The 19,667-nt window shown below is 60.1% G+C and carries 18 protein-coding genes; 9 read left to right on the plus strand and 9 right to left on the minus strand.

Going from position 1 to position 19,667, the window contains the following annotated elements:
- Positions 1-146: 146 nt before the first annotated feature.
- The 8 genes from alaS to mltB all read right to left on the minus strand — a co-directional run bounded on the left by alaS (position 147) and on the right by mltB (position 9,255).
- Positions 147-2,774 (minus strand): alanine--tRNA ligase, encoded by a 2,628-nt coding sequence (gene alaS, locus CE636_RS09380; protein ID WP_017901380.1) that lies wholly within the window; start codon positions 2,772-2,774, stop codon positions 147-149.
- 250 nt (positions 2,775-3,024) lie between these two features.
- On the minus strand, positions 3,025-3,525 hold the full coding sequence (gene recX, locus CE636_RS09385; protein ID WP_004205687.1) for a recombination regulator RecX: 501 nt from the start codon (positions 3,523-3,525) through the stop codon (positions 3,025-3,027).
- Between the two features lie 70 nt (positions 3,526-3,595).
- Positions 3,596-4,654: a recombinase RecA gene (gene recA, locus CE636_RS09390; protein WP_004205686.1), complete on the minus strand. Its 1,059-nt coding sequence runs from the start codon at positions 4,652-4,654 to the stop codon at positions 3,596-3,598.
- Positions 4,655-4,744: 90 nt separating this feature from the next.
- Positions 4,745-5,242 (minus strand): nicotinamide-nucleotide amidase, encoded by a 498-nt coding sequence (pncC, locus tag CE636_RS09395; protein ID WP_004205685.1) that lies wholly within the window; start codon positions 5,240-5,242, stop codon positions 4,745-4,747.
- A 138-nt stretch (positions 5,243-5,380) separates the two neighbouring features.
- Complete coding sequence (locus CE636_RS09400; RefSeq protein ID WP_004205683.1) at positions 5,381-6,259, minus strand: metal ABC transporter substrate-binding protein; 879 nt, start codon at positions 6,257-6,259, stop codon at positions 5,381-5,383.
- Positions 6,260-6,266: 7 nt separating this feature from the next.
- Positions 6,267-7,130 carry a metal ABC transporter permease gene (locus CE636_RS09405; protein WP_004205682.1) on the minus strand — a complete coding sequence of 288 codons (864 nt, stop codon included), beginning with the start codon at positions 7,128-7,130 and terminating at the stop codon, positions 6,267-6,269.
- Positions 7,127-7,837, minus strand: coding sequence for a metal ABC transporter ATP-binding protein (locus tag CE636_RS09410; RefSeq protein WP_017901378.1), 711 nt, complete (start codon positions 7,835-7,837; stop codon positions 7,127-7,129). Before CE636_RS09410 ends, CE636_RS09405 begins: the two co-directional genes overlap by 4 nt.
- A 338-nt stretch (positions 7,838-8,175) precedes the next feature.
- Complete coding sequence (mltB, locus tag CE636_RS09420; RefSeq protein WP_017901377.1) at positions 8,176-9,255, minus strand: lytic murein transglycosylase B; 1,080 nt, start codon at positions 9,253-9,255, stop codon at positions 8,176-8,178.
- Positions 9,256-9,532: 277 nt separating this feature from the next.
- Between mltB and CE636_RS09425 the strand changes: the two genes are divergently transcribed.
- The 7 genes from CE636_RS09425 to gutQ all read left to right on the plus strand — a co-directional run bounded on the left by CE636_RS09425 (position 9,533) and on the right by gutQ (position 14,553).
- On the plus strand, positions 9,533-10,096 hold the full coding sequence (locus CE636_RS09425) for a PTS glucitol/sorbitol transporter subunit IIC (RefSeq protein ID WP_004205677.1): 564 nt from the start codon (positions 9,533-9,535) through the stop codon (positions 10,094-10,096).
- Positions 10,093-11,073, plus strand: a complete 981-nt coding sequence (locus CE636_RS09430) for a PTS glucitol/sorbitol transporter subunit IIB (RefSeq protein WP_004205675.1) — start codon at positions 10,093-10,095, stop codon at positions 11,071-11,073. Before CE636_RS09425 ends, CE636_RS09430 begins: the two co-directional genes overlap by 4 nt.
- A gap of 13 nt (positions 11,074-11,086) precedes the next feature.
- The gene (gene srlB / locus CE636_RS09435) at positions 11,087-11,449 is read left to right on the plus strand and encodes a PTS glucitol/sorbitol transporter subunit IIA (protein ID WP_004205674.1); all 363 of its coding nucleotides are present in this window, start codon (positions 11,087-11,089) and stop codon (positions 11,447-11,449) included.
- A gap of 12 nt (positions 11,450-11,461) precedes the next feature.
- Positions 11,462-12,241, plus strand: a complete 780-nt coding sequence (srlD, locus tag CE636_RS09440) for a sorbitol-6-phosphate dehydrogenase (RefSeq protein WP_002914815.1) — start codon at positions 11,462-11,464, stop codon at positions 12,239-12,241.
- A 154-nt stretch (positions 12,242-12,395) separates the two neighbouring features.
- Positions 12,396-12,755, plus strand: coding sequence for a transcriptional regulator GutM (gene gutM / locus CE636_RS09445; RefSeq protein ID WP_004205673.1), 360 nt, complete (start codon positions 12,396-12,398; stop codon positions 12,753-12,755).
- A 66-nt stretch (positions 12,756-12,821) separates the two neighbouring features.
- On the plus strand, positions 12,822-13,595 hold the full coding sequence (srlR, locus tag CE636_RS09450; protein ID WP_004205671.1) for a glucitol operon DNA-binding transcriptional repressor SrlR: 774 nt from the start codon (positions 12,822-12,824) through the stop codon (positions 13,593-13,595).
- Positions 13,588-14,553 (plus strand): arabinose-5-phosphate isomerase GutQ, encoded by a 966-nt coding sequence (gutQ, locus tag CE636_RS09455; RefSeq protein WP_004205670.1) that lies wholly within the window; start codon positions 13,588-13,590, stop codon positions 14,551-14,553. Before srlR ends, gutQ begins: the two co-directional genes overlap by 8 nt.
- On the opposite strand, the gene norR is transcribed toward gutQ, so the two are convergent.
- A complete protein-coding gene (norR, locus tag CE636_RS09460) occupies positions 14,516-16,066 on the minus strand; it encodes a nitric oxide reductase transcriptional regulator NorR (RefSeq protein ID WP_004205669.1) in 1,551 nt (516 codons plus the stop codon). The genes gutQ and norR overlap by 38 nt on opposite strands.
- A 187-nt stretch (positions 16,067-16,253) precedes the next feature.
- Between norR and norV the strand changes: the two genes are divergently transcribed.
- Positions 16,254-17,702, plus strand: a complete 1,449-nt coding sequence (norV, locus tag CE636_RS09470; RefSeq protein ID WP_017901376.1) for an anaerobic nitric oxide reductase flavorubredoxin — start codon at positions 16,254-16,256, stop codon at positions 17,700-17,702.
- Positions 17,699-18,832, plus strand: coding sequence for an NADH:flavorubredoxin reductase NorW (gene norW / locus CE636_RS09475; protein WP_004205667.1), 1,134 nt, complete (start codon positions 17,699-17,701; stop codon positions 18,830-18,832). The genes norV and norW overlap by 4 nt, the downstream gene beginning before the upstream one ends.
- Positions 18,833-19,667 lie beyond the last annotated feature (835 nt).

Raw genomic sequence — 19,667 nt, forward strand, 5'->3', positions numbered from 1 at the left:
GCACCTAAACCCGCCATACTTCAAGTTGCATGTGTGTTGGTTTTCTTCGCTCACCCCAGTCACTTACTTGAGTAAGCTCCTGGGGATTCGCTGTGTCGCCGCCTTCCTGCAACTCGAATTATTTAGGGTATATGCGTTTATAGTTATTACAGTTTTGCGCTGACCCAGCCTTTCACACTGGCTAACGCTGCAGGGAGAGCAGACGCATCGGTACCACCGGCCTGCGCCATATCCGGACGACCGCCCCCTTTACCGCCCACCTGCTGAGCGACCATACCAACCAGCTCCCCAGCCTTGACGCGATCTGTCACATCCTTAGACACACCGGCAATCAGGGAAACTTTACCGTCTGCGACCGTAGCCAACACCACAACCGTCGAACCCAGCTGGTTCTTCAGATCGTCAACCATGGTGCGCAGCATCTTCGGCTCCACGCCGGCCAGCTCGCTGACCAGCAGCTTAACGCCGTTAATCTCTTCCGCTTTGCTGGAGAGGTTTGCGCTCTCCTGCGCCGCAGCCTGCTCTTTCAGCTGCTGCAGCTCTTTTTCCAGCTGACGGGTACGCTCCAGCGCGGCGCGAACTTTCTCGCCGAGATTGTGGCTGTCGCCCTTCAGCAGCTGTGCGATATCGCTGAGCTGATCGCTCTGCGCGTGCAGCATGGCCATCGCGCCCTCACCGGTCACCGCTTCGATACGGCGCACGCCAGCGGCGGTACCGGACTCAGACGTGATACGGAACAGGCCGATATCACCGGTACGCGCCGCGTGAGTCCCGCCGCACAGTTCGGTGGAGAAGTCGCCCATCCGCAGCACGCGGACGCGGTCATCGTATTTCTCGCCGAACAGCGCCATGGCGCCGGATGCGCGCGCGGCATCGATATCCATAATGTTGGTTTCGATAGCCAGGTTACGACGGATCTGCGCGTTGACCAGATCTTCCACTGCACGAATCTCTTCCGGCTTCATCGCTTCGAAATGCGAGAAGTCAAAGCGCAGCGCTTTATCGTTGACCAGCGAGCCTTTCTGCGCCACATGTGTGCCGAGCACCTGGCGCAGCGCCGCGTGCATCAGGTGCGTCGCGGAGTGGTTCAGGCGGATACGCTGACGGCGAGCCTCGTCCACATCGGCCTGCACCGCGTCGCCCACTTTCAGGGAGCCGCTGGCGACTTTACCGATATGACCAATGGCCTGGCCGTACTTCTGCGTGTCGCTGACCGCGAAGGAGAAGCCCGCGCCTTTCAGTTCGCCTTTATCGCCCACCTGGCCGCCGGACTCCGCATAGAACGGGGTCTGGTCGAGGATCACTACCGCTTCCTGACCCGCGCTGACGCTATCCACCGCTTTGCCATCGATGAACAGCGCAGTCACTTTGCCGTTCAGCTCCAGATGATCGTAACCTTTAAATTCAGAGGCGCCGTCAACGCGGATCATCGCGTTATAGTCAGCGCCGAAACCGCTGGACTCGCGCGCGCGACGGCGCTGCTCTTCCATGGCGGCCTCAAAGCCGGCTTCGTCAACCTTGATGTTGCGCTCGCGGCAGACGTCCGCGGTCAGGTCGACCGGGAAGCCGTAGGTGTCGTACAGACGGAAGGCGGTTTCGCCATCCAGGGTGTCGCCTTTCAGCTTCGACAGCTCTTCATCCAGCAGCGCCAGTCCGCGCTCCAGAGTACGGGCGAACTGCTCTTCTTCGGTTTTCAGCACCTGCTCAACCTGAGCCTGCTGCTGCTTCAGTTCTTCGCCGGCGGAGCCCATCACGGCGATCAGCGGGGCAACCAGTTTCCAGAAGAAGGTATCCTTCGCGCCCAGCATGTTGCCGTGACGGATCGCGCGGCGAATGATGCGGCGCAGCACATAGCCGCGGTTTTCATTCGACGGGATTACGCCGTCAGCGATCAGGAAGGCGCAGGAGCGAATGTGGTCGGCAATAACGCGCAGCGACTTGTTCGTCAGATCGGTGGCGCCGGTGACTTTCGCCACGCTGGCGATCAGATCGCGGAACAGGTCGATGTCATAGTTTGAGTTAACGTGCTGCAGCACCGCGGCAATACGCTCCAGGCCCATACCGGTGTCGACGGACGGCTTCGGCAGCGGCTCCATGGTACCGTCAGCCTGACGGTTGAACTGCATGAAGACGATGTTCCAGATCTCAATGTAGCGGTCGCCGTCTTCTTCCGGACTTCCCGGAGGGCCGCCCCAGATGTGATCGCCATGGTCGAAGAAAATCTCGGTGCACGGACCGCACGGACCGGTGTCGCCCATCTGCCAGAAGTTGTCTGAAGCAAACGGCGCGCCTTTGTTGTCGCCGATGCGGATGATTCGCTCGCGCGGGACGCCTACTTCATTGGCCCAGATGTCGAATGCTTCGTCATCGGTCTCGTAAACGGTGACCCACAGCTTCTCTTTCGGCAGCGCGAACCAGTTCTCACCGGTCAGCAGCTCCCACGCGTATTTGATGGCATCCTGCTTGAAGTAGTCGCCGAAGCTAAAGTTGCCCAGCATTTCAAAGAAGGTGTGGTGACGCGCGGTGTAACCGACGTTTTCCAGATCGTTGTGTTTACCACCCGCACGCACGCAACGCTGCGCGGTGGTCGCACGCGAATAATTACGTTTGTCGAGACCAAGGAAGACATCCTTGAACTGGTTCATCCCTGCGTTGGTAAACAGCAGGGTCGGATCGTTGTGCGGCACCAGGGAGCTGCTGGCAACTACCTGATGTCCCTTGCTATGGAAAAAGTCGAGAAACGCCTGACGGATCTCAGCGGTGCTCTTGCTCATAATTATCCTGAAATCAAGCTACACGTCATCCTTCAAGTCGCCTCTGTCCTGGCTGCGCTTGCTCTTCCGGCACCGAACTGACGTGCGTTGCGGAAGATAGTCTCTCTTGCCGCCCTGATGCAGCTTGAATGATTTTGTGTAAAGGAATAATCGCCCAGGACGCTGCCTGCACTGTCACAACCAGCGGCCCGACGGAATAAAGTGGGAATAAGATAAGTTTTCTTTACGGCGAAGTAAAATCCCGGATGGGTCAATCTGCAAAATTTCGCCAGATTTCCTGGATATCTTCCATCAGGTAGCCACGGTACAGCAGGAATCTCTGGATTTTCACTTTCTCAGCAAAGGCGGAGGGTAACGGTTCACCGTATTTACGCTGCGCCTGCGCCCTGGCAAGGCTCACCCAGTCGATGTCGCATTCGCGCATCGCCTGTTCCACGGCCTGGCGCGCAATGCCTTTCTGGCTGAGCTCCTGACGAATGCGCGCGGGGCCATAGCCTTTGCGGCTCCGGCTGGCGATGAACTGGCCGACAAAACGATTATCGTCGAGATAACGGTTTTCGATACACCAGGCAACCACCTGCTCCAGCTCTTCAGGGGTGACGTCCAGCGCCTCGGGGCCATTTTTGCTCATTACCGGAGCAGCCAGTTTGCGACGCAGCTCCTGTTCGCTGTGGTCGCGCATCGCCAGAATGCGGATAGCGCGGTCCAGCAGGCGGGCGTAGCCGGAGCGGCGTGATGAAGGTTCAGTCACAGGCACCTCAATAATCTAAAAAAAGCAAAAGGGCCGCATAAGCAGCCCTTTATCACTCTGTTAGACAATATCAGAAATCTTGTTCCGTTTCTTCTGCATCGTTGCCGTCAACGGCGAAGTCCGGCGTAGAGTCCTGGTTGTTGAGCAGCAGTTCGCGCACTTTCTTCTCAATCTCTTTCGCCGCCGCCGGGTTCTCTTTCAGCCAGGTGATAGCGTTCGCTTTGCCCTGACCAATTTTGTCGCCGTTGTAGCTGTACCAGGCGCCCGCTTTCTCAATCAGCTTCTCTTTCACGCCAAGGTCAACCAGCTCGCCGAAGAAGTTGATGCCTTCGCCGTAGAGGATCTGGAATTCAGCCTGTTTGAACGGCGCCGCAATCTTGTTCTTCACCACTTTGACGCGGGTTTCGCTACCGACGACGTTGTCGCCCTCTTTCACCGCGCCGATGCGACGGATATCCAGACGCACGGAGGCGTAGAACTTCAGCGCATTACCGCCGGTGGTGGTTTCCGGGTTACCGAACATCACGCCGATTTTCATACGGATCTGGTTGATAAAGATCAGCAGCGTGTTGGACTGCTTCAGGTTACCCGCCAGTTTACGCATCGCCTGGCTCATCATACGCGCCGCGAGGCCCATGTGAGAGTCGCCGATTTCGCCTTCGATTTCCGCTTTCGGCGTCAGCGCCGCGACGGAGTCGACGACGATAACGTCAACCGCGCCGGAGCGCGCCAGCGCGTCACAGATTTCCAGCGCCTGCTCGCCGGTATCCGGCTGAGAACACAGCAGGTTGTCGATATCCACGCCCAGCTTGCGCGCATAGACCGGATCCAGCGCGTGTTCCGCATCGATGAACGCACAGGTTTTACCTTCGCGCTGCGCTGCGGCGATAACCTGCAGCGTCAGGGTGGTTTTACCGGAGGATTCCGGCCCGTAGATCTCGACGATACGGCCCATTGGCAGACCGCCGGCGCCCAGCGCGATATCCAGAGAAAGCGAGCCGGTGGAGATGGTTTCTACGTCCATAGAACGGTCTTCACCCAGGCGCATGATGGAGCCTTTACCGAATTGCTTTTCGATCTGGCCCAGTGCAGCCGCCAACGCTTTCTGTTTGTTTTCGTCGATCGCCATTGTTACTCCTAATCATGCAGGGTGAAGCGTGTTCGCTTCGCCGTTAATATTTGTTCAGTTGAGGCAATTATACTGTATAGTCATACAGTATCAAGTCTTTTGTAGAAATTGTTGCCAGAGCAGATTGAGCGCGTAGGCCGTCGCCTGACGACGTACCGCTTCGCGGTCTCCGGCAAAGCATTCCCGCCGCGTCACCCCTTGTCCGCTAACGCTGGCGACGCCAAACCACACCGTCCCGACCGGCTTTTCGTCGCTGCCGCCATCCGGCCCGGCGACGCCGCTAACCGAGATGGCATAGTCCGCGCGCGCGGCGCGCAACGCGCCGATCGCCATCTCCACCACCACCGGTTCGCTCACCGCGCCGTTGTCCCGCAGCGTCGCTTCGCTGACGCCGATCATTTGCGATTTGGCCTCGTTGCTGTAAGTCACAAAACCGCGTTCAAACCACGCTGAGCTGCCGGCAATATCGGTGATAGCTTTCGCTATCCAGCCACCGGTGCAGGATTCCGCCGTGGTCACCGTCGCGCCCTGCGCCTGCAGCGCCCGGCCGACCTTCTCGCTTAGCTGCATTAATTCTGAATCGGTCATTATCGCCCCGCTTTGCTCCGGATAAAGAGGCCATCAAAGATAGCACTTTCCACAGAGATATGGGGACGAGGTGTGGAATTTACGAGGGGACATCCAAAATGAATCATCCCGGCGGCGCCGGGATGAGAAATCGCACGCTTACTTCATGCTGGCGGCGATCAGCGCCACGTTATGACGCATCATTTTGACATAGCTATCCGCGACGCCCCCCGGGGCGGAGAGCGCCTCAGGATAGAGTTCTCCGCCGGGCTGCGCGCCGGTGGCGCTGGCAATCTGCTTCACCAGCCGCGGGTCAAGCTGGTTCTCCATAAACCAGGTATGGACGCCGTCCGCGTTGATTTGCTTAATCAGCGCCGCCACCTGCGCCGCGCTGGCCTCGCTCTCTGAAGAGAGCCCCTGCGGCGCGAGGAAGGTTACGTGATAAGCGCGGCCAAAATAGCCGAAAGCGTCATGGCTGGTCAGGACCTTGCGCTTGGCCAGCGGAATGGCGCTGAACTGCCCTTTCGCCCAGCCGTCGAGGGCCGTCAGCTGGTCGATATAGCGCTTGCCGCTGCTGGTCAACGCCGCTTTATCTTCCGGGTCGGCTTTCACCAGACCATCGAGGATATTCTGCGCATACAATGCGCCGTTCGCTGCGCTGTTCCAGGCGTGGGGATCGGTCACCGTTTTGCCGTCTTCATCGAGGGTATGGGTCTTGACGCCCTTCGACGCCACCACCAGCTCGCCCTTAAAACCAGAGGCCTTAATCAGGCGATCCAGCCAGCCTTCCAGTCCCAGGCCGTTAACCACCACCACGTCGGCCTTGCTGAGCAGCGCGCTATCCTTCGGCGACGGCTCGAAGGTGTGCGGATCGCCATCCGGGCCGACCAGGGTATCCACATGGACATGCTCCCCGCCAACCTGCTGCACCATATCACCCAGAACTGAAAAACTGCTTACCACATTCAGCGTTTTCGCCATCGCCCCCTGCGCCATCAGGCCGAAGGCCAGCGCGACCACTATTGCACTACGTTTCATCATTTCCTTACCCCATCAATTTGCGCCAGCCGACCAGCAGTCGGCTGCGCGTGCCAAAAAACAGCGAAATAAAAAACAGCGCGCTGGCGGTCAGCACTATGGCGGGCCCGGCGGGAAGACTGGCCGCCCAGGAGAGACTCAAACCCAGCCAGGCGCAGAGCGCGCCGGAGAGCGCCGCCAGCAGCAGGATGCCCGGCAGCGTTCGCGCCCAGCAGCGCGCGGCAACCGCCGGAAGCATCATCACCCCTACCGCCATCAGCGTGCCGAGCACCTGAAATCCCGCCACCAGGTTAAGCACCAGCAGCGCCAGAAAAAGCCCATGCAGCACCGCGGGCAGCCGGCGGTTATTCACCTGCAGCCAGGCACTGTCGAACGCCTCGCTGACCAGACCGCGGTAGCACAGCGCGATGCACAACAGCGTCAGGCTGGCGACGCCGCTGACAAACAGCGCCGCGTCACGATCCACCGCCAGAATGGAGCCAAACAGCAGATGCAGCAGGTCGACGCTGGAGCCGCGCAGCGACACCAGAGTGACGCCCAGCGCCAGCGATCCCAGATAAAATCCAGCAAAGCTGGCGTCCTCTTTTAACGGCGTCCGCCGGCTCACCCATCCCGCCACCAGCGCGACCGCGATGCCGGCGACAAAGCCGCCCACGGTCATGGCCAGCAGCGACATGCCGCTCAGCAGATAGCCCACCGCCACGCCGGGGAGAATGGCGTGCGACAGCGCGTCGCCCATCAAGCTCATGCGCCGCAGCAACAGGAAGACGCCCAGCATGGTGGTGCTTAGCGACAGCGCCAGGCAGACCACCAGCGCCCGGCGCATAAAGCCGAATTCAATAAAAGGTTGAAAGAAGGTGTGCCAGATCATGCTGACCTCGCCTGGCTGAAGGCCGGGAGAACCGCCCGGGTGGCACCCCAGCAGGCGCGCTGGCGGGTTAAAAGCAGCGCCTCCGGAAAAAAGTCGGCTACCCGCTGGTTATCATGCAGCACCGCCAGGATGGTTTGCCCCTGCCGGTGCATGTCGAGGATCAGCTCCATCAGTTCGCGACTGGTCGCTTCATCGATACCCGTGAAGGGCTCGTCGAGCATCACCAGCGGCGCCCGCTGCACCATCACCCGGGCAAACAGCATGCGCTGAAACTGGCCGCCGGAGAGCGCTTCGATCGGGGTTTTCGCCAGGCTCGCCAGCCCGACCCGCTCCAGCACCGCGCCGATGCGTCGCCGGGTATCGCCGCTCAGACCGCGCAGCAGCGACACGCCGGGCCATGCGCCCTGACTCACCACATCCTGCACGTTGAGAGGAAACTGTGACTCGAGGGCATGGCGCTGTGCCAGCCAGCCAATCACCGGCCGCTTTCCCTGCCAGCGCAGGCGGCCGCTGACCGGCGGAAGAAACCCGGCGAGGGTTTTCAGCAGGGTCGATTTTCCGCAGCCATTGAGACCAACGATTGCCGTCAGGCTGCCGGGACATATCATCCCGCTCAGCGGAGGGGTGATCGCCGCCCCGCCATAGCCGGTTACCAATTGTTCCAGTTCAATCATGGCAGCGTCACCGCCCACCAGGTCGCCAGCCATAGCGCCGCCAGCAGCGTTCCAGCGATGGCCAGGCGCGCCGCGCCGGATGCCATAAAAACCGATGCGAACATATCCTTACCCCTTTTATTAAATGTTATAACATAACAATACAGAGGCGAAATTAGATTGTAAATCAGCGTCGGTGAGCGGAAATGTAACAAAGGTAGACAGGAAGCATGCCGACGGGAAGAAACAGCAGGATAAGCGCGGCCTTTCCGGGAAATCCCCCGGTCGCGCTGCGCTTACGGGGCCACCAACCAGATAACAGACCGTCGCCCGGATAAGGCGCTACGCGCCGTTATCCGGGGAGGCTCGGATACTGTCAGCCGATGACAGTATTAATAACCGCTGCGGGCCTGAGAAACCGCCAGGCCAAGCTGCCAGACGGCCATGGCGTAGTGGGTGCTGTGATTGTAGCGAGTGATGGTGTAGAAGTTCGGCAACCCGTACCAGTACTCATAGCCGGTGCCGACGTCCAGGCGCAGCAGACTGGCCTGCTGATGGTTACCCAGCGGCTGGGTTGGGGTTAGCCCCGCCGCCGCCAGCTGCGACACGCTGTATTTGGTTTTGAAACCATTCTCCAGCCCCGGCGCCTGGCCCAGCGCCTGCACCGCCACCAGATCGCCGCTCACCCAGCCGTGCTGTTTGAAGTAGTTGGCCACGCTGCCGATAGCATCCACCGGGTCCCACAGGTTGATATGGCCGTCGCCGTTAAAGTCCACCGCGTATTGCTTATAGGACGACGGCATAAACTGGCCGTACCCCATCGCCCCGGCGAAAGAGCCTTTCAGATCCAGCGGGTCGTCGCTTTCGCTGCGCGCCATCAGCAGGAAGGTTTCCAGCTCGGAGGAGAAGTATTCGGCGCGGCGCGGATAGCTAAACGACAGGGTAGCCAGCGCGTCGAGGATGCGGGTTTTGCCCATCACCCGGCCCCAACGGGTCTCCACGCCGATAATACCGACAATGATTTCCGGCGGCACGCCGTAGACCTGATAAGCGCGGTTGAGCGCGTCCTGATACTGATTCCAGAACACCACGCCGTTCTGCACGTTATTCGGGGTAATAAACTGTTTCTTGTAGCGCAGCCAGGCGCCGGTTGGCCCGGTCGGCGGCAGGCCGGTCGGCGCCTGACGATCCATCAGCCGCAGAACGTAGTCCAGACGCTTCGCCTGCGACAGGATCTCCTGCAGCTGCTGCCTGTCGAAGCCATGCTTCGCCACCATCTTATCGATGAACTGCGCCGCCGCCGGGTTGTTGGCGAAGTCGCCGCCCATCTGCATCACGTTATGCTGCGGTTCCAGCAAAAAGCCGCCGGTTCCACTCGCCATCTCCGTTTCCGCGGGAGTCTTGGGTTTGCTGCTGCAGGCAGCGAGGAGCACACAAAGGGGAAGTAAAGCCAGAGAGCGACGCTTCAACATGGGAATTCCGTTTAACAAATTCAGCAAGGGATAATTATGGTAAAGCATGCGACGACCAACAAGAAAGCGACAATCCGTTTGTAGACAAAATAGTCCTTCACCGCCCCCTTCCCTGCATGCTGTCATGCCCCTCGTTATTTCATCCTCTCAGCGCCAATCTTTCAAAATAAAATATTTATCTTTCATTTTGCGATCCATTTAACACTTTAAAACCTTTCAAAATGATTAAAATCAGTCTGCAGTTAGCAAGAAAAATAACATGCTGAAGGAGAGAACAATGATTGACGTCGTGACCCACGGCGCGGAGTGGTTTATCGGCCTGTTTCAGAAAGGCGGCGAGGTGTTTACCGGCATGGTGACCGGGATCCTCCCCTTGCTGATCAGTCTGCTGGTGATCATGAACGCGCTGATCAACTTTATTGGCCAGCAGCGGATCGAAAAACTGGCGCAGCGCTGCGCCGGGAACCCGATCTCCCGCTACCTGCTGTTGCCCTGCATCGGTACCTTTGTGTTTTGTAACCCGATGACCCTGAGCCTGGGCCGCTTTATGCCAGAGAAGTACAAGCCCAGCTATTACGCGGCGGCGTCCTATAGCTGCCACTCAATGAACGGTCTGTTTCCGCATATCAACCCCGGCGAACTGTTCGTCTATCTCGGCATCGCCAACGGCCTCACCACCCTCGGCCTGCCGCTCGGTCCGCTGGCGGTGAGCTATCTGCTGGTCGGGCTGGTGACCAACTTCTTCCGCGGCTGGGTTACCGACCTGACCACCTCGATTTTCGAGCGAAAAATGGCGATTCAGCTGGCTCAGAAAGTGCATCTGTCAGGAGCGACATCATGACCCGGATTCGTATTGAGAAAGGCACCGGCGGCTGGGGCGGCCCCCTTGAGCTCGACGTCGTCGAGGGCAAAAAGATCGTCTATATCACCGCCGGCACCCGCCCGGCGATCGTTGACCGTATCGCCAGCCTGACCGGCTGGCAGGCGGTGGACGGTTTTAAAGAGGGCGAACCGGCGGAAAGCGACATCGGCGTGGCGATTATCGACTGCGGAGGCACCCTGCGCTGCGGGCTCTATCCCAAGCGCCGCATCCCGACGGTGAATATCCATGCCACCGGCAAATCGGGGCCGCTGGCCCAGTACATCACAGAAGATATCTACGTCTCCGGCGTCAAGGAGGAGAACATTCAGCGCATCGCGACCGGCGGCACGATAGCTCCCGAGCCACCGGCGGAGAACAACCGCGCGGGTCGCGACTACGACGCCAGCAAAAAGATCACTGAACAGAGCGATGGCCTACTGGCGAAGGTCGGGATGGGGATGGGCTCGGTGGTGGCGGTGCTGTTCCAGGCCGGACGCGACACCATCGATACGGTGCTGAAGACGATCCTGCCGTTTATGGCCTTCGTCTCGGCGCTGATCGGCATCATCATGGCCTCCGGCATCGGCGATTGGATCGCCCATGGCCTGGCGCCGCTCGCCAGCCATCCGCTGGGTCTGGTGACCCTGGCGCTGATCTGCTCCTTCCCGCTGCTGTCGCCGTTTCTCGGCCCCGGCGCGGTTATCGCCCAGGTGATTGGCGTACTGATCGGCGTGCAGATCGGCCTCGGCAATATTCCGCCGCACCTCGCCCTGCCGGCGCTGTTCGCCATTAACGCCCAGGCCGCCTGCGATTTTATCCCGGTTGGCCTGTCGCTGGCCGAAGCCCGCCAGGATACCGTGCGCGTCGGCGTGCCGTCGGTGCTGGTCAGCCGCTTTTTGACCGGCGCGCCAACGGTGCTGATCGCGTGGTTCGTTTCCGGATTTATTTACCAGTAAGAGGGGCCAGAACATGACCGTGATTTACCAGACCACTATTACGCACATCGGCGCCTGCGCGGCGATGGCGCTGGAAGAGCAAATGCTGATCACCTTCCGCGAGGGCGCCCCGGCGGATATCGAAGCGTATTGCTTTATTCACAACCACGGCGAGCTTGCCGGTTCGCTGCAGCCGGGCGCAGAGCTGCAGCTTGGCGAGCTGCGCTACCCGGTGACCGCCGTCGGCGACGTTGCCGAGCAAAATCTGCGCGAGCTGGGCCATATCACCCTGCGCTTTGACGGCCATCGCGACGCGGAGTTTCCGGGGACCGTCCACGTGGCGGGCCCGGTGCCGGACGCCATTGCGCCCGGCTGCGTACTGAAATTTGTTGCTTAACAGGAGAGAAAGATGAATCAGGTTGCTGTTGTCATTGGCGGTGGACAAACCTTAGGAGAGTTTCTGTGCCGCGGGCTGGCCGCCGAGGGCTACCGCGTGGCGGTGGTCGATATTCAGAGCGAAAAAGCCAGCCGCGTCGCCCAGGAGATTAACGCTGAATATGGCGAAGGCATGGCGTATGGCTTCGGCGCCGACGCCACCAGCGAGGCCAGCGTCACCGCGCTGGCCCATGGGGTGGATGAGATTTTCTCGCGCGTCGACTTGCTGGTGTACAGCGCCGGCATCGCCAAAGCGGCGTTTATTAGCGACTTTGCGCTGGGGGATTTCGACCGCTCGCTACAGGTCAATCTGGTGGGCTACTTCCTCTGCGCCCGCGAGTTCTCGCGGTTGATGATCCGCGACGGCATTAAGGGGCGGATCATTCAGATCAACTCGAAATCCGGCAAAGTCGGCAGCAAGCACAACTCCGGCTACAGCGCGGCGAAGTTCGGCGGCGTCGGGCTGACCCAGTCGCTGGCGCTGGATCTGGCGGAATACGGTATTACCGTACACTCACTGATGCTCGGCAATCTGCTGAAGTCGCCGATGTTCCAGTCGCTGCTGCCGCAGTACGCCACCAAGCTCGGTATCGATGAGAGCGAGGTCGAGCAGTACTACATCGACAAGGTGCCCCTGAAGCGCGGTTGCGAATATCAGGATGTGCTGAACGTATTAATGTTTTACGCCAGCCCGCAGGCGTCGTACTGCACCGGTCAGTCGATCAACGTTACCGGCGGTCAGGTGATGTTTTAAAGGGATCCCGGATGGCGCCGCGCTTATCCGGGCTACAAAACTGTAGGTCGGGTAAGGCGTTAGCCGCTACCCGACGAAAAGGCACCGCGGATCGCTCGGGTTAGGCGCTCGCGCCACGACCCGGGTTGTTCCCGCCCCCCTTAAGGAGATACCTATGGTTACCGCATTAATCACCGTCGCCGCCATCGCCTGGCTTACCCAAATGGCCTTTGGCGGCTGGCAGATCCGCCGTTTCAATCGCGCTTTCGACAGCCTGTGCCAGCAGGGTCGGGTGGGGGTCGGCCGCTCCGCCGGACGCTTTCAACCGCGCGCCATCGTCGCTATCGCCGTTGATGATGACAACCGCATTTGCGACACGCTGCTGATGAAAGGCTTCACCATTTTCGCCCGTCCGCAAAAAATCCCCACGCTGGACGGCAAACATATCGCGGAATTGCAGCCTGATGTGATCTTTCCCCATGATCCGCGCTGTCAGAATGCACTATCATTAGCGCTTAATCCGAAACATGGATAATTTCGTTGTAAAAGTAAATATCTTGCGAAATTATCACTTCGAAACTTAAACGCAGGATAGACGCCTATGAAACCACGTCAGCGCCAGGCAGCCATTCTCGAGTTCCTGCAGTCGCAGGGAAAATGCTCGGTCGAAGAGCTGGCGCAACATTTCGATACGACCGGCACCACCATCCGTAAGGATCTGGTCACGCTGGAAAACGCCGGCACCGTCATTCGCACCTACGGTGGCGTGGTACTCAACAAGGATGAAGCCGATCCGCCGATCGATCATAAGACGTTGATCAACACCCATAAGAAAGCGCGCATCGCCGAAGCGGCGGTGCGTTTTATTCATGATGGCGACTCCCTCATCCTCGATGCCGGCAGCACGGTGCTGCAGATGGTCCCGCTGCTCAGCCGCTTCAATAACATCACGGTGATGACCAACAGCCTGCATATCGTCAATGCCCTTGCCGAACTGGATAATGAACAGACTATCCTGATGCCCGGCGGCACCTTCCGCAAAAAATCGGCCTCCTTTCACGGCCAGCTGGCGGAAAACGCTTTCGAACAGTTCAGTTTCGACAAGCTGTTTATGGGCACCGACGGCATCGATCTGAACGCCGGCGTCACCACCTTCAATGAGGTGTATACCGTCAGCAAGGCGATGTGCAACGCCGCCCGCGAAGTGATCCTGATGGCCGACTCGTCAAAGTTTGGCCGTAAAAGCCCCAATATTGTCTGCGGCCTGGAGCGCGTGGATAAACTGATTACCGATGCCGATATTGACCCTGCATTCCAGCGGGCGCTGGAAGCCAAAGGCATAGAAGTCATCATTACTGGAGAACATCATGAGTAACTTTTTGTTAGAGGCCGGACGCCAGACCCTGATGCTGGAGCTACAGGAGGCGAGCCGCCTGCCGGAACGCCTGGGCGATGACTTCATCCGCGCGGCGGAGACCATCATCCACTGCGAGGGCAAACTGATAGTCTCCGGTATCGGGAAATCCGGTCATATCGGCAAAAAGCTGGCGGCGACCTTCGCCAGCACCGGCACTCCGGCCTTTTTCGTCCACCCGGCGGAAGCCCTGCACGGCGATCTCGGCATGCTCGACGGTCGCGATGTGATGCTGTTTATCTCCTACTCCGGCAGCGCGAAAGAGCTGGATCTGATCGTGCCGCGGCTGGAGGAAAAAGGGATACCCCTGCTGGCGATGACCGGCAAATCCACCTCGCCGCTGGCGCTGGCGGCGAAAGCAGTGCTGGATATCGCCGTGGAGCGCGAAGCCTGTCCGATGCATCTGGCGCCGACCTCCAGCACCGTCAACACCCTGATGCTCGGCGACGCGCTGGCGATGGCGGTGATGCAAGCCCGCGGCTTCAGTGAAGAGGATTTCGCTCGCTCCCATCCGGCGGGGGCGCTCGGCGCGCGTCTGCTGAACAAAGTGCATCATCTGATGCGCCGCGACGACGAAGTGCCGCGCGTCGGTACAGACGCCAACGTCATGGACGCGATGCTCGAGCTGAGCCGCACCGGGCTCGGCCTGGTGGCGGTCTGCGATGAGGCCAACCGCGTGCAGGGCGTCTTCACCGACGGCGACCTGCGCCGCTGGCTGGTGGGCGGCGGCACCTTAAACGACGGTGTCACGCAGGCGATGACCCGCAACGGCGTGACGCTGCAGGCGGAGAGCCGCGCGGTGGAAGCCAAAGAGCGGCTGATGAAACATAAAATCAGCGCCGCGCCGGTCGTGGATGAAAACGGCCTGCTGGTCGGCGCCATCAACCTGCAGAACTTTTACCAGGCCGGGATCCTTTAAGCCCCAGACGTTTCGCCAGCCGGTGCAGGTTGGCGACGTCCAGTTCCAGCGCGCGGGCGGTCGCCGCCCAGTTGCCCTGATGCGCCGCCAGCGTGCGGGAAATCGCCTCGCGCTGGAAGTTATCCGTGGCTTCGCGCAGATTGACGTTGCCCATCGCCGGCGCCGCTGCCATCTCCTCGGTCGGCAACGTCGGCGCAGCCGCTGTAAACTGGAAATGCTGCGGCTCCAGTACTACGTCATCGCCAGCCTGGGTAGCCCGCGCCAGCACCACCGCCCGGTGAATGGCATGCTCCAGTTCGCGCACGTTGCCCGGCCACGACCACTGCTGCAGCCTGTTACGCGTTGCCTCACTTAAAATTACCCGCGCCAGCCCCATCCGCAGGCGGCACTGCTCGCAAAAATAGCCTGCCAGCAGCACCACGTCATTTTCCCGCTCGCGCAGCGCCGGAACCGACAGCGGGAAAACGCTCAGCCGGTGATAGAGATCGGCGCGAAAGCGCCCTTCCACCACCTCCTGGCGCAGATCGCGGTTGGTCGCCGCCAGCACCCGCACATCGACCCGCAGGCTGCGGTCATCGCCGACACGCTGAATATCGCCATACTGCAGGACGCGCAGCAGCTTCGCCTGCAGCGCCAGCGACAGTTCGCCGATTTCGTCGAGGAACAGCGTGCCGTTATCGGCCATCTCAAATTTGCCGCTGCGGTTGCTGATAGCCCCGGTAAATGCCCCTTTCACGTGACCGAACAGCTCGCTCTCCGCCACGCTCTCCGGCAGCGCCGCGCAGTTGAGGTACACCAGCGGGTTAGCCGCCCGCGGCGAACCCTGATGCACCGCCTTCGCCACCAGCTCTTTGCCGGTCCCCGTTTCGCCGCTGATCAGCACGTTTAAATCCGAGGCAGCGACAATCTCGATCTCTTTTTTCAGCTGCAGCATCGGCGCCGACAGGCCGATGAGCTCCTGGCGCTCCGGCTGCGGGTAATTCACCACCTGCGGCGGCAGGACGTTTTGCGCTTCAAGGCGGGCGATAAGCAGCGCGTTATTCAGCGCCCCGGCCACCAGGGCGGCGATCAGCCGCAGCTCTTCATCGGTGAAGCTGTCGAAGCGGTCGGCATCCATACCGTCAAGGGTCAGTGCACCGATCAGCGTTTGCCCGGCAAACAGCGGCAGCCCCACGCAGGCGTGAACCTTGAGGCTCTCCTGGCCGGGGATCAGGCCGTCATAGGGGTCCGGCAGGTCGCTGTCCGCCGGGAAGCGCACCACATCGCCGGCGCGGGCGATCGCCTCCAGCCGCGGATGCCCATCCAGCGCAAAGCGCCGGCCAAGCACATCCTGCGCCAGGCCATCGATCGCCAGCGGCACAAACTGATGGGCCTCATAGCGCAGCAGCGCCGAGGCGTCGCAGCCCAGGATCTGCCGCAGGGTGGCGATCAGGCGCGAAAAGCGGTCGACGTGACCGATATCGCTTTGTAAATCAATGGCGATTCTCGCCAGCGCCTCAACGGAAAAACTCATCATCGCTCCATTGTCATTTTGACAACCTTAATAGTCATATCGACTATTTTAATCATTGTCATTTTGACAGCAACGAAAATCATGAAAATTTAAAAATTCTTTTTATTCAATACCTTAAAAAACTGGCACGCAACTTGTAATACGCCAGGCAACTGAGTTTAAACACACTGTATTGATTGAGGTTGCTATGTCTATTGTGGTGAAAAATAACATTCTTTGGGTTGGCCAACGTGACTGGGAAGTGCGTGATTTCCACGGCACCGAATATAAAACGCTGCGCGGCAGCAGCTATAACAGCTATCTCATCCGCGAAGAGAAAAACGTGCTGATCGATACCGTCGATCATAAATTCAGCCGCGAGTTCGTGCAGAACCTGCGCCGCGAAATCGACCTCGCCGACCTCGACTACATCGTGATTAACCACGCCGAAGAGGACCACGCCGGCGCGTTGACTGAGCTGATGATGCAGATCCCGGATACGCCGATCTACTGCACCGCCAACGCCATCGACTCCATCAACGGTCATCACCACCATCCGGAGTGGAACTTCCACGTGGTGAAAACTGGCGACACTCTCGATATCGGCAACGGTAAGCAGCTGATCTTCGTCGAAACGCCAATGCTGCACTGGCCGGACAGCATGATGACCTACCTGACCGGCGACGCGGTGCTGTTCAGCAATGACGCCTTCGGGCAGCACTACTGCGACGAACATCTGTTCAACGATGAAGTGGACCAGAGTGAACTGTACGAACAGTGCCAGCGCTACTACGCCAACATCCTGACGCCCTTCAGCCGCCTGGTGACGCCGAAAATTAACGAAATCCTCGGCTTCAATCTGCCGGTAGCGATGATTGCCACCTCCCACGGCGTGGTCTGGCGCGATAACCCGACGCAAATCGTCGAGAAATACCTCGAATGGGCGGCGGATTATCAGGAAGATCGCATCACGATTTTCTACGACACCATGTCCAACAACACCCGCATGATGGCGGACGCCATTGCCCAGGGGATCACTGAGGTCGACCCACGGGTGGCGGTGAAAATCTTTAACGTCGCCCGCAGCGACAAAAACGACATCCTCACCAATGTTTTCCGCTCAAAAGGCGTGCTGGTGGGCACCTCCACCATGAACAACGTGATGATGCCGAAAATCGCCGGGCTGGTGGAAGAGATGACCGGGCTGCGTTTTCGCAACAAACGCGCCAGCGCCTTTGGCTCCCACGGCTGGAGCGGCGGCGCGGTAGACCGCCTGTCCACCCGCCTGCAGGATGCCGGCTTTGAGATGTCCCTGAGCCTGAAAGCCAAATGGCGCCCGGATATCGACGCGCTCGAACTGTGCCGCCAACACGGTCGCGACATCGCCCGCCAGTGGGCCCTCTCCCCGCTGCCGGTTGCTGAAGCGACAGTCACGCCGGAACAACAGGACTGCGCCTGTGCCGCCGCCACGGCCGCCGATCTCGGTCCCATGATGCAGTGCAGCGTCTGCCAGTGGGTGTATGACCCGGCGAAAGGCGAACCTAACCAGGATGTCCAGCCGGGTACGCCCTGGAGTGAAGTGCCGGACAATTTCCTTTGTCCTGAGTGTTCTCTTGGCAAAGATGTCTTTGACGTCCTGGCGATGGAGGCAAAATGAGTGATGGTATCGTCATCATCGGCTCGGGCTTCGCGGCCCGCCAGCTGGTGAAAAATATTCGTAAGCAGGATGCCGGAATCCCGCTGACCCTCATCGCCGCCGATAGCATGGATGAGTACAACAAGCCCGATCTCAGCCACGTCATCAGCCGCGGACAGCACGCCGACGATCTCACCCTGCAAAGCGCCGGCGAGTTCGCCGAGCAGTACAATCTGCGCCTGTTTCCCCATACCTGGGTGAACGATGTCGACGCTGAAAACCATCGGGTGAAAAGCCTGGATAAGCAGTGGCGCTACGACAAACTGGTGCTGGCCACCGGCGCCACGCCGTTTATCCCCCCGGTGCCGGGCCGCGAGCTGATGCTGACGCTGAACAGCCAGCGCGAATATGGCGCCGCGCAGAGCCAGCTCCGCGACGCCAGGCGGGTGCTGATCGTCGGCGGCGGCCTGATTGGCTGCGAGCTGGCGATGGATTTCTGTCGCGCCGGTAAAGCGGTGACGGTGGTTGATAACGCCGCCAGCGTACTGGCGGCGCTGATGCCGCCGGAGGTCAGCAGCCGTCTGCAGCATCGCCTCACCGGGATGGGCGTCCATCTGATGTTAAAAACGCAGCTGGAAGGGCTTGAGCATACCGCCGACGGCATCCGCGTTAGCCTCGATCGCCAGCGCGTGATAACCGTCGATGCAGTGGTGGCCGCCGCCGGCCTGCGCCCGGAAACCTCGCTGGCGCGCCACGCCGGATTGCAGATTAACCGCGGCGTGGTGGTCAATAGCCAGCTGCAAACCAGCGACCCGGCGATTTACGCCCTCGGCGACTGTGCGGAAATCAACGGAACGGTACTGCCGTTCCTGCAGCCGATTTTACTCAGCGCCATGTGCCTGAGTAAAAACCTGCTGGCGCAGACGGGAGAACTGAAACTGCCGCCGATGCTGGTGAAGGTGAAGACCCCGGATCTGCCGCTGCATCTGGCCGGCGATACCCGTCGCGAGGATCTGACGTGGAACATCGTGGCCGCCAAAGAGGGGCTGGTGGCGAAAGGGCTGGATGGTGAGAAGCAGCTGCGCGCCTTTGTGGTCAGCGAAGACAAGATGAAAGACGCCTTTGCCCTGCTCAAACAGCTGGGGAGTTGATGACCTTCCAGGCAGCCCTGTTGCGCCGTTAGTTTGCCGGGTGGCGCTACGCTTACCCGGCCTACAGGATCCACTCACAGGCTCACACCCCGTAGGCCCGTGCAAGCGCAGCGCCGCCGGGCAAGATATCAGGCACGGTATCCTTGATTTCGCCGGGTGGCGGCTGCACCTTACCCGGCCTACAGCCCCAAATCACCGCTGGCGCTGGGGTCGCTGAAACTGCCGGTGCTGACGGCCTCAAAATCGCTGAGACGTTCCCGGAAGGCCGGGGCAGCCCGCATGGATGCGGGCTGAGGGCCGTGTTTTGCACGGACGCTGCCTCGGCCCGACCCGAAGCCTGCAGGGATAAGTCGAAGGGACCGCGCAGCGGCGATTTTGCTGGCCGGAGCCCGGGGGTACAGGGGGCGGCGGCGACTGGCCGCCCCCTGTGCGCTCCCTGCGCCATGAAAGACATAACGCAGAAGATTAACCGGGAGCGCAATGTACGCTGAAGTTACAGGCGACAGACGCTGTTGCCGGAGTGACAAAGTGGCATTCCGATAACCGTATCTGCAATACACGCAGCGCCGCCGGGCAAGCATTGATTACCTCCCACGCAGCCCTGTTGCGCGGTTATTTTGCCGGGAGGCGCTACGCTTACCCGGCCTACGGATGCAGTCCGTAAGCTCAGATACCGTAGGCCCGCGCAAGCGCAGCGCCGCCGGGCAAGCATTGATTACCTCCCACGCAGCCTGTTGCGCGGTAATTTCGCCGGCTGGCGCTACGCTTACCCGGCCTGCGGACGCCGCCCGTAAGTGCATAAGGGCAGAATAATTAACCGGGAGCGCAGGTTCGG

The sequence above is a fragment of the Klebsiella sp. LY genome (assembly GCF_004010915.1).
Lineage (GTDB): Bacteria > Pseudomonadota > Gammaproteobacteria > Enterobacterales > Enterobacteriaceae > Klebsiella > Klebsiella quasipneumoniae.

Coding starts and splice junctions, on each gene's coding strand:
- alaS (WP_017901380.1), bottom strand. CDS start 2,774: ATGAGCAAGAGCACCGCTGAGATCCGTCAGGCGTTTCTCGACTTTTTC.
- recA (WP_004205686.1), bottom strand. CDS start 4,654: ATGGCGATCGACGAAAACAAACAGAAAGCGTTGGCGGCTGCACTGGGC.
- pncC (WP_004205685.1), bottom strand. CDS start 5,242: ATGACCGATTCAGAATTAATGCAGCTAAGCGAGAAGGTCGGCCGGGCG.
- CE636_RS09400 (WP_004205683.1), bottom strand. CDS start 6,259: ATGAAACGTAGTGCAATAGTGGTCGCGCTGGCCTTCGGCCTGATGGCG.
- CE636_RS09405 (WP_004205682.1), bottom strand. CDS start 7,130: ATGATCTGGCACACCTTCTTTCAACCTTTTATTGAATTCGGCTTTATG.
- CE636_RS09410 (WP_017901378.1), bottom strand. CDS start 7,837: ATGGCTGGCGACCTGGTGGGCGGTGACGCTGCCATGATTGAACTGGAA.
- mltB (WP_017901377.1), bottom strand. CDS start 9,255: ATGTTGAAGCGTCGCTCTCTGGCTTTACTTCCCCTTTGTGTGCTCCTC.
- CE636_RS09425 (WP_004205677.1), top strand. CDS start 9,533: ATGATTGACGTCGTGACCCACGGCGCGGAGTGGTTTATCGGCCTGTTT.
- CE636_RS09430 (WP_004205675.1), top strand. CDS start 10,093: ATGACCCGGATTCGTATTGAGAAAGGCACCGGCGGCTGGGGCGGCCCC.
- srlB (WP_004205674.1), top strand. CDS start 11,087: ATGACCGTGATTTACCAGACCACTATTACGCACATCGGCGCCTGCGCG.
- srlD (WP_002914815.1), top strand. CDS start 11,462: ATGAATCAGGTTGCTGTTGTCATTGGCGGTGGACAAACCTTAGGAGAG.
- gutM (WP_004205673.1), top strand. CDS start 12,396: ATGGTTACCGCATTAATCACCGTCGCCGCCATCGCCTGGCTTACCCAA.
- srlR (WP_004205671.1), top strand. CDS start 12,822: ATGAAACCACGTCAGCGCCAGGCAGCCATTCTCGAGTTCCTGCAGTCG.
- gutQ (WP_004205670.1), top strand. CDS start 13,588: ATGAGTAACTTTTTGTTAGAGGCCGGACGCCAGACCCTGATGCTGGAG.
- norR (WP_004205669.1), bottom strand. CDS start 16,066: ATGAGTTTTTCCGTTGAGGCGCTGGCGAGAATCGCCATTGATTTACAA.
- norV (WP_017901376.1), top strand. CDS start 16,254: ATGTCTATTGTGGTGAAAAATAACATTCTTTGGGTTGGCCAACGTGAC.
- norW (WP_004205667.1), top strand. CDS start 17,699: ATGAGTGATGGTATCGTCATCATCGGCTCGGGCTTCGCGGCCCGCCAG.